The organism is Candidatus Omnitrophota bacterium (assembly GCA_018894435.1).
Classification (GTDB): domain Bacteria; phylum Omnitrophota; class Gorgyraeia; order JAHIPI01; family JAHIPI01; genus JAHIPI01.
In genome coordinates, this window is sequence record JAHIPI010000021.1 from 1 (window position 1) to 12,865 (window position 12,865).

Here is a 12,865-nt window from a genome sequence, read left to right on the forward strand (position 1 = left end):
CAAAGCCCATCGGAGTTACAATAAAGTGGCTCCTGTGACTGTTTAGCAAAAACACATGTCTCTGCTAACTCGCTGAGAGGAAGTATAGGGACTGACACCTGCCCGGTGCTGGAAGGTTAAGGGGAATTGTCATCCCCGTAAGGGGAGAAGCTCTGAACCGAAGCCCCAGTAAACGGCGGCCGTAACTATAACGGTCCTAAGGTGACTTCGTTGCCTTAGTAAAATCTAGCCATATGCTGGAAAACCTGAGTATACCTTCCTACCTCTTCATGTGAAAATCTTATTTATTTTAAAAAATAATGAAAGATTTTCTCAACTTATACGTATATATAAGTGAGGGGGTGAAAATGGAATGGTTGCAGACAATCAGCAGGAAAGGCTAATTAAATTAGGTTGGGTGGTTGGTTTTGTAGATGGAGAGGGTTGTTTTAGTATTGGTTTCGTAAAACAGCCTAATCATAATAAACGAAAAGGCTACAAAACAGGTTATCAAGTAAGCCACGAGTTCGCAGTAACACAGGGTGTGAAAAGTATAAAAAGTCTGTATATACTTGCTGACTTTTTTAGGGTTGGACAAGTGATAGTTAATAATCGACATGACAACCATAAAGAGCATTTATATCGTTATGTTGTTAGAAAACGGGAGGATTTAGTAAATGTGATAATCCCGTTTTTTAGAAGACATAAGATGCGGTCAGCAAAATGCATGGATTTTGAGAAATTTGCACAATGTGTAGAATTAATGGAGAAGAAGATCCATTTGTCTCGTGACGGTTTGATAAAGATAGCGAAAATTACTCAAACCATGAATAGAAGAAAGTCCCGCCGTAATTTAATTAGAATCCTCAGAGACCGTACGCTAGATTCGCCATAAGACTTTGGCGAAAAGATATGGTCCCATCTGCATGGCGACATGCAGGAGCGAAAAAATCGCTCGCTCAATTTAAAGTTGAGTAAGATTATAAGCGAAATTCCTTGTCGGGTAAGTTCCGACCCGCACGAATGGTGTAACAAAAGGAGCGCTGTCTCAACAGGGGAATCGGTGAAATTGTAGCAGCGGTGAAGATGCCGCGAACCCGTGGCTAGACGAAAAGACCCCGGAACCTTTACTGTACTCTGGTACTGGACTTTGGTTCGATATGTGTAGGATAGGTGGGAGGCTTTGAAGCTCGAGCGTTAGCTTGAGTGGAGCCAACGGTGAAATACCACCCTTATTTAACTAGGGTTCTAACCCGCAGCCGTGAATCCGGCTGGGGGACAATGCCAGACGGGCAGTTTGACTGGGGCGGTTACCTCAATTATGGGGTCTATGATAGGAAACTATCATAAGCAAATTCAGCTATATGCTGGAATATCTGAGTATCCTCGCATACTTATAAGAAAGTGAAAATTGTGAGGTGCAGACAATCAGCAGGGAAGCTCCGAAAGTTCGGAGCCCCTCAACGACTATACGCTGAATCCCGAAAATCGGGAATGATATAGTCTGAACTTCCGGGCGACCGGAAGCCCTTTTAGAAGGGAGTCTAGCCTCCTAAGGAATTAGGAGGCAAACAATGCGATCGAAGAAAATCGAAAATTATAAAACACAACTAAGATTGAATGCTGAGCAAAAAGAAGTTCTTATGGGCATTCTATTAGGAGACGCAACGTTAGAAACGCAAAACGGCGGCAGAACTTATAGAATGAAAATAGAACACAGCATTAGTCAAAAGATCTACCTCGAGCATTTGTATTGCGTATTCAAAGAATGGGTATTAACTCCGCCAAGACTTAAAGCTGTAACACTATCTAATGGAAAGATCTATACGAATGTCGTTTTTTCAACATTGAGCCATTCGAGTTTTAGATTCTATGCTCATCAATTCTACGATGACAAACATAAGGTAGTACCGCGGCTTATAAATCGATGGCTGACGCCAAAAGCCGTTGCTTATTGGTTTATGGATGACGGTTCGATAAAGTCAAAACAGTCTAAGGGCGTAATTTTTAATACTCAGGGGTACACAATACAAGATGTATTGCGGCTAGTAAGAGTTTTAAAGGAAAAATTTCGATTAGAATCAAAGGCACGAAAGCAAAAAGAAGGGTATCAAATATACGTCTCCGGTAGAAGCTATGAACAATTCAAAAATATCGTTTCTCCGTATATACTGCCAGAAATGAGATATAAGATACCAGAGGCTAGACGAACATATTTGCCTAAATTGTAACGGAGGTGTTCAAAGGTTTCCTCAGTGCGGTCGGCAATCGCACGTAGAGCGTAAAGGTATAAGGAAGCTTAACTGCGAGACCTACAAGTCGAGCAGATACGAAAGTAGGACTTAGTGATCCGGCGGTAGAATGTGGAATCGCCGTCGCTCAACGGATAAAAGGTACTCCGGGGATAACAGGCTTATCTTCTCCAAGAGTTCATATCGACGAGAAGGTTTGGCACCTCGATGTCGGCTCATCACATCCTGGGGCTGAAGAAGGTCCCAAGGGTCCGGCTGTTCGCCGGTTAAAGTGGTACGTGAGCTGGGTTCAGAACGTCGCAAGACAGTAAGTAAAATGACCGTTTGCTGTCTTTAAAATTGGCTATATGCTGGAAAATCCCGTGTATCTGAAGGTACTAATTTAATAAATTCGAAATCCGAATATCGAATTTCGGATTTTGTACTTCGAGTTTAAATTAGTAAAAATTCTTCAGTGGGGACAATCAGCAGGGAAGTCGTAATTGACCCCTCAGAGACTATACGCCAGTCATCTGAAAAAGATGAAGATATAGTCCGAGCTGCGTAGCGATACGCAGAGATTGGCAGAAATGTCCAATCCTCCCGCTAGCAGCGGGAAGTAACAAAACTGTCGGTCTCTATCTGCCATGGGCGCAGGAAATCTGCGAGGATACTTCCTCAGTACGAGAGGACCAGGAAGTACGTGCCACTGGTGCTCCAGTTATCGCGCCAGCGGTAAAAGCTGGGTAGCTATGCACGGAAAGGATAAGCGCTGAAGGCATATAAGCGCCAAGCCCCCCTCAAGACTAGATTTCCCTCCCCGCAAGGGGACTAAGACACCTTGAAGACTACAAGGTTGATAGGCCAGATGTGTAAGACCCGCGAGGGTTTGAGCTTACTGGTACTAATCTGTCGAAAGGCTTGACCATTTGTTATAATAGATAGAAGTACTCGATTTACTTCAATATATATTGTTAATTTTTAGATAAATAAAAATATTGCCGGTGCTCATAGCGAAGGGGTCACACCCGTTCCCATCCCGAATACGGTAGTTAAGCCCTTCAGCGCCAATGGTACTTCAGTCGGAAGGCTGCGGGAGAGTAGGTTAGTGCCGGCTTAAATTTGCCCCGTTGCATAAAGCAGCGGGGCATTTTTTTGTCTATAGTTGACGGTTTATGGTCGACAGCCTCGTATAATCGCCCTTGACATTTTTAAAAGCTTCATATATAGTATAATTTATATCCGTAAAAGCTAGAAAAACCTTTATTTAAAACAAGAGGTGAATCGTGGCGGAATATGATGCGAAAAATATAAGAAACATAGCAATATTAGGCCATTCCAGCGCTGGAAAGACATCGGTGGCGGAACATCTTTTAAGTGAAGGCGGCGCCATACCGAAGCCCGGAAGCATTAACGAAGGCAATACTGTCAGCGATTATAACAAGGACGAGATAGAACGGAAGATTTCGATAAATTCATCGGCACTCCACGTTGTCCGCGATGGCGTTAAAGTGAATATTATAGATACGCCCGGATATTCGGATTTTGTGGGAGAAGTCATATCGGCCCTTTCGGTAGTAGAGGGGGCACTTATAGTGGTGAATGCGGTGAATGGCATAGAGACGGGGACCAATCAGGCATTTAAATTTATACAGAGTAAAAATATTCCGGCAATAGTCTTTATAAACAGGATGGATAAAGAGAACGCCGATTTCAATAAATGCGTAGAAGCGCTGCAGAATAAATTCGGGAAAAAATGCGTAGTTACCGGTTATCCTATAGGGAAAGAATCGTCTTTTAAGGGCGTGGCTAACCTTCTGACAAAAGAAGGTGTAGATTCTCTCAGCGGGACAGATAAAGACGACGCAAAGCGAGAAAGCGATATGCTGGTGGAAAGTGTTGCCGAATCCGACGATGCCCTTTTAGAAAAATACCTGGACAAAGGAGAGCTTTCGACTGATGAAATCAAAGATGCCTTCCGAAAAGGTGTGGTACAGGGTAAAGTCATCCCTATCATTGCCGGCTCAACGGCAACTCATTTGGGTATAAAGGAGCTTTTAAATGCCGTAATAAATTATCTTCCTTCACCGGCGGATGCTGCGGCTAAAGAAGGCATCAACCCCAATGACAATAGCCCCGTAAGGATAGAGATGAAGAAAGACGCGCCTTTCAGTGCCTGCGTATTTAAGACGATATCAGATCCGTATGTAGGGCAAATAACCGTCTTTAAAGTATTTTCCGGATCTATCGCGGCAAATGCGACAGTGTACAATGTGACTAAAAGGGCAAAAGAAAAAATAAGCCAGCTTTCCGTAATGCAGGGAAAGCAATTAAAAGGCGTTGACGCGCTGTCGGCCGGGGATATCGGGTGCGTCATGAAACTTAAAGATACTGGAACCAACGATTCTTTAGGCGATGAGAAAAATCCTATACAATTTCCGCCGATAAGTTTTCCGGAACCGGCAATGTCATTTTCCATAAAACCAAAGACGCAGGCGGACGAAGACAAAATATCAAGCGCCCTACATCGCCTTGTTGCAGAAGATACGACCCTTAAAGCGGTGAGGGATGCCCAGACAAAAGAAGAAATAATATCAGGAATGGGCGACCTTCATTTAAATATAGTCATAAACCGCCTCAAGGATAGGTTTGGGGTGAGTGTTGATATCGGGACACCCAAAGTGGCCTATAAAGAGACGATTATAACAAAGGGCGACGCACAATACAGGCACAAAAAGCAGAGTGGCGGCGCAGGGCAATTTGCTGAGGTTTGGCTGAGGGTAGAACCGCTCCAGCGGGGCGAGGGATTCCAATTTGTCAGCGAGGTCGTAGGCGGTTCCATTCCGGCGCCGTTTATAGTGAGTTGCGAAAAAGGCGTGAAGACCGCGCTCGATAACGGCAGTTTGGCCGGCTATCCGGTGGTTGATGTGAAGGTTGTGGTGTACGACGGAAAGACGCATCCTGTCGACTCGAAGGACATTGCGTTTCAGGTGGCTGCCAGGCATGCATTTCGCGAGGCATTTTTAAAAGCAAAGCCGATTTTATTAGAGCCTATAATGGATGTAGACGTGACAGTGCCCGATGAATATATGGGGAGCATCACGGGAAGCCTCAATTCAAGACGCGGCAGGATTCTAGGTATGGAGCCAGGTGAGGGAGCGCAGACTATTAAGGCAAAAGTGCCGCTCGAGGAGATGTATAAATACGTAAATGAATTGAAGTCTATTACGGCAGGCAGGGGAACATATACCATGAAGTTCTCCCATCATGAACAGGTGCCGTCTAATGTAGCCCAGAATATTATTCAGAAAGCGCAGGCGGCAAAAGTGGAGGAGAAGGAAGAATAGTCAGTATTTACAAAGTAACTTTTGCGTGGTATAATTGAGTAAATAAGGAAGGTAAAAAAATGTCAGGACATTCGAAATGGGCTACGATAAAACATAAAAAAGCTGCAACAGACTCTAAGAGAGGCAAGCTTTTTACCAAGTTGATAAAGATGCTTACTGTCGCGGCGAAAAACGGAGGTGGTAGTCCCGATACAAACCCTTCTTTGCGCTTGGCGATCGATAAAGCCAAAGAAGCAAATATGCCGCAGGATAACATAGAAAGGGCGATAAAAAAGGGCACGGGAGAATTGCCCGGTGTTTCATACGAATCGGTATCTTACGAAGGCTACGGCCCGGGCGGTGTCGCTTTTTACGTAGATGTGCTTACGGATAATAAAAATAGAGTGACCGCCGAAGTAAGGACTATATTTTCAAAAATCGGCGGCAACTTGGCCGGCGCGGGCGCGGTAAGCTGGCTCTTTGAGAAAAAAGGGCTTTTTATAGTAAACAAAAAAGACGCGTCCGAAGATAAATTGATGTCCATAGTGTTGGATGCGGGCGCAGAAGATATGTCGGATGAGAGCGAGACATATGAGATCAAATGCCAGCCGGTGGATTACGAAAAGATAAAAAAGGCGCTGGATGAAGCCAATATCAAGACAGAGTCCGCCGAAGTTACCTTTATACCGAAAACCACAGTTAAGGTAACGGGCGATCAGGCAAAGCAGGTGTTGAATCTGGTCGAGCAGCTCGAGGATAACGACGACGTGCAGAACGTATACGCCAATTTTGATATACCGGATGATATATTAGATAAAAGTGCGTAAGTTTCGGCTCATTTATGAAAATACTGGGTATTGATCCGGGTTTAGGTATTACGGGCTATGGCCTGGTGGATGATACTGCCGCAGGCGCTAAGCTTATAGAGGCGGGCGTCATAAGGACATCAGCCGACAAAGGCATAATGGCCCGGCTCCTCAAAATATACGACGGCCTTTCCGAGATAATAGAAGAATACCGGCCCGAAGTTATAGTAATAGAAAAGATCTATTCTCATTATAAACATCCGCGAACCGCAATTTTAATGAGCCACGCCCGCGGTGTCGTATGCCTTCTCGCGGGAAAGTATAACCTCGAACTTATTAATTACGCCTCCACTCACGTAAAGAAAACCATAGCCGGACGGGGGCACGCGAGTAAAAATCAGGTTGCGGGTATGGTAAAGACGCTTCTTTCCTTAAAAGAAGTGCCGAAACCCGAAGACGTTACCGATGCCCTGGCATTGGCTATGAGCCATCTGGACTTCATAAAAGTAAAAAGGCGGTATAAATGATATCCCAGATATCCGGAAAACTGAAGCAGAAGAAGAATAATGCCGTATGGATAGACGTAAACGGTATCTCTTACGAAGTCCTTCTGCCGGGTGTTGTGATGAAGAAGGTAGAGTCCGCCGTAGATGGAAACGGCTGTATAACGCTAATCACTTATCATTATTTTCAATCAGACCCATCGCGTTCTATCCCCGTGCTTATAGGTTTCTTGAGCGAAATAGAAAAAGAATTCTTTGAAAGGTTCATAACTGTTTCGGGTGTTGGCCCTAAAGCTGCCTGTAGGGCCATGGAATTACCTTTTTCCGCAATAGCGGATGCCATAGACAAAGGCGACATATCCATACTCAAAAGCCTGCCGGGCATAGGCGAGCAACGGGCGAGAGAGATAATAGCAAAACTGCAGGGCAAAATAGGCAAATATGGCCTCATACAGGATAAGGCAGTTTTAGGTGAGATATCAATAGAGGAAGATATTAAAAAAGAGGCCCTCGATGTACTTACTCAGCTTCAGTACGCGAAATCGGAAGCAAAAACCATGATAGAGGACGCACTTAGCAGGAATCCAAAAGCCTCATCTTGCGAAGAGCTGCTTAATGAAATATATAAGCAAAAGCAGAAGCGGAAAAAAGAGGACATAAAGTATGCCGCAAGATAACGAATCTCCGAAAAGAGAGAGATTAATAGGCCTGGAAGAGGCAGAGGAAGATGTTCTTAGTCTATCCCTGCGCCCGAGCTCTCTTTCGGATTTTGTAGGGCAGAAGAGCGTAGTTGATAACCTCATCGTCGCCATAAAAGCCGCAAAGAAGAGGAGCGAGCCGCTTGAACATGTACTCTTTTCAGGCCCCCCGGGCCTTGGCAAGACTACCTTAGCGTACATAATCGCTCACGAAATGGGCACCAAGATGACTTCTACGAGCGGGCCGGCAATCGAACGGCCAGGAGATCTTATTGGGATATTGACCAATCTTTCAGAGGGAGATGTCCTGTTTATAGACGAAGTCCACAGGATGCCAAAGATTGTGGAAGAATTTTTATATCCTGCGATGGAAAATTTCCAGATAGATTTTATAATAGATAGAGGGCCTTACGCCAAAACGATAAAATTTAACCTTAAACGTTTTACTCTTATAGGCGCTACCACGAGATCCGGGCTTTTGAGCGCGGCCCTGCGCGACAGATTCGGGATGTTTTATCATATGGATTTCTATGAACCCGGCGAACTTGTTAATATAATAAAGCGCTCCGCTTCTATTCTTGGTATACATATTGACTCGGATGGAGCCCTTGAGGTCGCCAAAAGAGCGCGCGGAACTCCAAGGATAGCGAACCGGCTTTTGCGGAGGGTGAGGGACTGGACGGAAGTGAAAGCCGACGGTACCATTATAAAAATGATCGCCGAAAAGGCGCTTAATGATCAGGGCATAGATACTCTGGGGCTTGATTCGGTAGACAGAAAGGTGATAAAATCTATAATGGATTTTTATAAAGGCGGGCCTGTCGGCATAGAGTCGCTTGCCGCTACGTTAAACGAGGAAGAAGATACGATAGTAGATGTAGTCGAGCCATTTTTACTCAAGATAGGATTCTTGAAGCGAACGTCGCGCGGCCGCGAATTGACGGGCCTCGCGTACGAACACATGGGCGTTTCTGTAAAGCGTTCGCCTCAAAAAGAGTTTTTATAATGCGGGTACTATTACATGTCTGCTGCGCACCATGCTCCATCCATCCCTCACAGGAACTATTAAAAGATAAATCCGGGCATGTTACCGGTTTTTTTTATAATCCGAACATACATCCCGCCGGAGAATACGAAAAGAGGCGCGCTGCCCTCATAGAGTATTCCAAAAATGCTCATTTTGATGTTGTCTTCGACAAATACGAGCCGGAAGTTTTTTTCAGTAAAATAGGTATACGCACCCAGGCACCGGAGCGCTGTAAGCTTTGCTGGCAAATGAGGCTTGAAAAAACGGCCGAAAGTGCCAAGGCCGGAGGGTTTGACGCCTTTACCAGCACGCTTTTGGTAAGCCCCTACCAAGACCAGGAAGAGATCATAAGAATAGGTTCAGAATGCGGGGGGAAATTCGGCGTTGAATTTATATCTGCCGATTTCCGCGGCGGTTTCAGAGAGGCACAGGAAGAAGCGAAGGCTCGCGCCTTATACAGACAGAAATACTGCGGTTGTGTATTCAGCGAAAAAGAGAGATCAGAGAAAAGATGCCGGAAATAAGAAACCTTACCCGCCTAATTTATTGTTTGACATTCTTTCTTGCCGTGTGTCCCTGTGCGCAAGAGATGGCTTTTGCTGCCCCGGCTTCTTCGGGCATAAATTCATACGTGGTAAGAGTGGCGGTAATAAATGATGCATCCGAAGTGGAATTGAGGGTCAAGGGGCGTTACAGCATACATGCCCTCCCTATGCTTGAGATGCTGCGAGAGGACTCTAATTTAAACAAATGCCGCATAGTCCCTACCAATAGCGGCCTCTTGATGGGTGTAGAGGCTTTTAATATTTACGGGATCAGGATAAAACCTATCGGTGCGGCAACCATATATGTAAACGGCCGGAAATTCAGGGGCGATATAGACGTGGTGAGAACCGAGAAGATGAAGCTTTTGGTGATCAACCACGTTGATATAGAGGATTATGTAAGCGGGGTTCTGTATCACGAAGTATCACACCTTTGGCCCATGGAAGTACTTAAGGCGCAGGCGATTGCGTCGCGAACTTTTGCTGTTTATAAGACTATAGAGTCGCTCGGACGCGATTATGATTTGACAAACGATATATATTCGCAGGTTTACGGCGGCAGGACATCCGAAAAGTACAGGACGAGCAGGGCTGTAAGAGAGACGAAAGGAAAGATATTGATATACAAGGATAAAGTCCTGCCGGCTTATTTTCATGCTACGTGCGGAGGCCATACGGAAGACGCATCTTTATTATGGAATGTAAATATGCCGCCGTTAAAAGGAAAGCCGTGTTCGTATTGCCAAAAATCACCGCACTTTAAATGGACAGCGACCATTTCCCTTGCCGATATAGAAGGAGGTCTCAATAAGGCCGGTTATAAAGTGGGCGGTATAAAAGATATAAAGATATTGTCCAGGGATAATTCCGGCAGAGTTGCTCAAGTCGGTATTCCAAATACACTTGGCGAGGAAAAGATTCCCGCCAATAGATTCAGATTGGCTGTGGGGCCCAATATCTTACGGAGCGCCAATTTCGACGTGGTACTAAGGGGGAAATCCGCACTTTTTACCGGAATAGGCTGGGGGCATGGTGTAGGCATGTGCCAATGGGGCGCTTATTATATGTCTAAAGACGGATTCTCCGCAGCGGAGATACTAAAGTTTTATTATCCGGGGGCCAGCATAGCGAATATGAAGTATTTGTTAGAAGAAACCAATGAATAAGCTTAGCGATTTTGACTACGACCTTCCTAAGGAACTTATAGCGCAGTATCCCGCCGAATCGAGAGATTCCTCCCGAATGCTTGTGCTTGACCGAAGAAGCGGCAAAATCACGCACGGAAGATTTTCGGATTTCCCCGGCCACGTTAAGAAAGAGGACATATTGGTGCTCAATAATACCAAGGTCATGAATGTGAGATTGGTAGGCCGCAGGTTGACAGGAGGCCGCACTGAGATATTCCTTACCGAAAAGATCGAAAACAGGATATTTAAGGCACTGCTTAAGCCATCGTCCCGCATAAGGGAGCGAGACGAGGTAATATTTGACGGCTCTAAATTAAAGGCCAGAATACTCGCGAAGAAAGAAGGAGAGAATGTCGTTGAATTCATATATCCGGGCGGAAATATAGATCAAGAATTGGGGCGTATAGGTTCGGTACCTCTTCCGCCTTACATTAAAAGAAACGCTGAAGCGCTTGACAAGGATAGGTATCAGACAGTTTACGCCAAAGAAGATGGGGCGGCTGCTGCTCCGACGGCAGGGTTGCATTTTACGGACAAGGTGCTTGAGGAGATTGGCCAAAGGGGCGTGAAAACAGCGTATGTAACGCTTCACGTGAACTACGGCACCTTTGCGCCGGTGAAGACGGAGGATATAACCAGGCACAAGATGCACGGTGAGGAATTTCGGCTGGGAGCTAAGGAGGCTGATGACATAAATGCCGTTAAGAAATGCGGCGGCAGGGTGTTTGCCGTTGGGACAACCTCGGTTCGCGTGCTGGAGACATGTGCCAGAGGCAATCAAGTTGAGCAGCAAGGCGGGAAAACGGACATATTTATCTATCCGCCGTATAAGTTTAAAATTGTCGATGTGCTTTTGACGAATTTTCATTTTCCGAAATCGACGCTTTTGATGCTTGTTTCGGCTTTTGCGGGTCGGGAGTTGGTTTTAAAGGCATACAAGGAGGCGATTCGCGAGCGCTACCGGTTTTTTTCTTATGGCGATTGCATGTTAATAATGTAATATTATGTTTAAGATAATAGCAAAAGACAAGAGTACGAAAGCAAGGGCCGGGGAGCTGGATACACCGCACGGCGTACTGAAGACGCCGCTATTTTTTCCCGTCGCGACACAGGCGAGCGTAAAGACACTTTCTAACGAAGATGTCAAAGCGTGCGGTTCCCAGGCGATTCTATCCAACACCTATCATTTATATCTACGCCCCGGCATAGATATTTTAAAGAAAGCCGGCGGGCTCCATAAATTTATGGGATGGGACCGGCCCATCCTCACTGACAGCGGCGGATATCAGGTATTTAGCCTCGCCACGTTGATGAAGGTGAAGGAAGAGGGGGTGGAGTTTCAGTCGCACCTGGACGGTTCAAAACATTTTTTGAGCCCGGAAGATGTTGTAGAGCTTCAGTTCGGATTCGGCAGCGATATCATAATGCCGCTTGATGAGTGCGTCCATTATCCGGCAGAAAAGGATTATGCGCGCTCGTCGCTAATGCTTACAACGGACTGGGCAGAGCGGTCAAAAGTAGCTTTTGGGGACGTGTCACTTTGGGACACTCCGCAAATTAGGAAGCAGGATGGTGCGGAGTGTCCCAAAGTGACACGTCCCCTTCTATTCGGAATAGCGCAAGGAGCAACATATCTGGATTTGCGGAAAGAGGCAGTAGAAAGATTGGTAGATATAGGATTTGACGGTTATGCGGTGGGAGGGGTCAGCGTAGGAGAACCGGATGAACTTGTGGGAGAAGTCGGTAACTATACTTTGGAACTCCTTCCGGAAAGATTCCCTCATTATTTGATGGGCGTAGGTACGCCTATCGATATTATAGAAGCAGTTTCGAATGGCGCCGATATGTTTGACTGCGTCATGCCTACCCGAAACGGCAGGAACGGAAGCGCTTTTACAAAAAAGGGCAAGCTTGTACTGCGAAACGCCGTTCATGTTGACGATTTTAGCGTCATAGAAGAAGGATGCGGCTGCCTTACATGTAAAGGGGGCTACACCAGGGCCTACATAAGGCACCTTATAGGGGCCCATGAAATCCTGGGTCTCCGGCTAGTTTCGTTGCATAATGTCTATTTTTATGTTAAACTTATGGAAGATATAAGAAGCGCTATCATAAGCGGCAATTTTAGTAACTTTAAGGACGGATTATTAAAGAATTATAAATAGCGGTTGCGATGACCCGAAAAATGATTAAACCAGGAAAGGAGCAAAAATGACACCTCAACAGCCCACACTCGGCCCTTTTATAGTAATGGGCCTAATATTTTTTATATTCTATTTTCTCATAATAAAACCACAGAGGCAAAAGGAAGCGGATCACCAGAAAACGCTGAAGGCGCTCAACAAAAATGACGAAGTAGTTACTATAGGCGGGATCTACGGCACCATTATAAACGTAAAGAATACGAGCGTAGTCCTGCGCATAGCCGATAACGTAAAGATAGAAGTGCAGAAGAATGCTATAGCAGGCCTGCAAAAGACGACAACAGACGTAGCAGCTATAACAAAAGAATAGTAAGGATAAATTATGCCGCAGAAGATATGGCAAATACTGGAAGGTAACA

At 45.4% G+C, this 12,865-nt stretch carries 10 protein-coding genes and 2 rRNA genes; all 12 read left to right on the forward strand.

Translation table 11 applies throughout. From position 1 onward, the window contains the following. Window positions 1-3,139, forward strand: a 23S ribosomal RNA gene (locus KKI13_01615); the annotation flags it as partial. A 71-nt stretch (window positions 3,140-3,210) separates the two neighbouring features. Further along, window positions 3,211-3,327: ribosomal RNA gene (gene rrf, locus KKI13_01620) — 5S ribosomal RNA — on the forward strand. A 169-nt stretch (window positions 3,328-3,496) separates the two neighbouring features. After that, on the forward strand, window positions 3,497-5,557 hold the full coding sequence (gene fusA, locus KKI13_01625; GenBank protein MBU4487749.1) for an elongation factor G: 2,061 nt from the start codon (window positions 3,497-3,499) through the stop codon (window positions 5,555-5,557). A 59-nt stretch (window positions 5,558-5,616) separates the two neighbouring features. Beyond that, entirely contained in the window at window positions 5,617-6,363 is a 747-nt protein-coding gene (locus KKI13_01630) for a YebC/PmpR family DNA-binding transcriptional regulator (GenBank protein MBU4487750.1), read from the forward strand. A 14-nt stretch (window positions 6,364-6,377) separates the two neighbouring features. Then, a complete protein-coding gene (gene ruvC, locus KKI13_01635; GenBank protein ID MBU4487751.1) occupies window positions 6,378-6,869 on the forward strand; it encodes a crossover junction endodeoxyribonuclease RuvC in 492 nt (163 codons plus the stop codon). Further along, the gene (locus tag KKI13_01640; protein MBU4487752.1) at window positions 6,866-7,522 is read left to right on the forward strand and encodes a Holliday junction DNA helicase RuvA; all 657 of its coding nucleotides are present in this window, start codon (window positions 6,866-6,868) and stop codon (window positions 7,520-7,522) included. Before ruvC ends, KKI13_01640 begins: the two co-directional genes overlap by 4 nt. Then, complete coding sequence (gene ruvB, locus KKI13_01645) at window positions 7,509-8,549, forward strand: Holliday junction branch migration DNA helicase RuvB (protein ID MBU4487753.1); 1,041 nt, start codon at window positions 7,509-7,511, stop codon at window positions 8,547-8,549. The genes KKI13_01640 and ruvB overlap by 14 nt, the downstream gene beginning before the upstream one ends. Next, window positions 8,549-9,094, forward strand: coding sequence for an epoxyqueuosine reductase QueH (locus tag KKI13_01650; protein MBU4487754.1), 546 nt, complete (start codon window positions 8,549-8,551; stop codon window positions 9,092-9,094). Before ruvB ends, KKI13_01650 begins: the two co-directional genes overlap by 1 nt. Then, the gene (locus tag KKI13_01655) at window positions 9,082-10,281 is read left to right on the forward strand and encodes a SpoIID/LytB domain-containing protein (protein ID MBU4487755.1); all 1,200 of its coding nucleotides are present in this window, start codon (window positions 9,082-9,084) and stop codon (window positions 10,279-10,281) included. Before KKI13_01650 ends, KKI13_01655 begins: the two co-directional genes overlap by 13 nt. After that, on the forward strand, window positions 10,274-11,302 hold the full coding sequence (gene queA / locus KKI13_01660) for a tRNA preQ1(34) S-adenosylmethionine ribosyltransferase-isomerase QueA (protein MBU4487756.1): 1,029 nt from the start codon (window positions 10,274-10,276) through the stop codon (window positions 11,300-11,302). Before KKI13_01655 ends, queA begins: the two co-directional genes overlap by 8 nt. Before the next feature lie 4 nt (window positions 11,303-11,306). Further along, complete coding sequence (tgt, locus tag KKI13_01665) at window positions 11,307-12,467, forward strand: tRNA guanosine(34) transglycosylase Tgt (protein MBU4487757.1); 1,161 nt, start codon at window positions 11,307-11,309, stop codon at window positions 12,465-12,467. Between the two features lie 46 nt (window positions 12,468-12,513). After that, window positions 12,514-12,816: a preprotein translocase subunit YajC gene (gene yajC / locus KKI13_01670; protein ID MBU4487758.1), complete on the forward strand. Its 303-nt coding sequence runs from the start codon at window positions 12,514-12,516 to the stop codon at window positions 12,814-12,816. Window positions 12,817-12,865 lie beyond the last annotated feature (49 nt).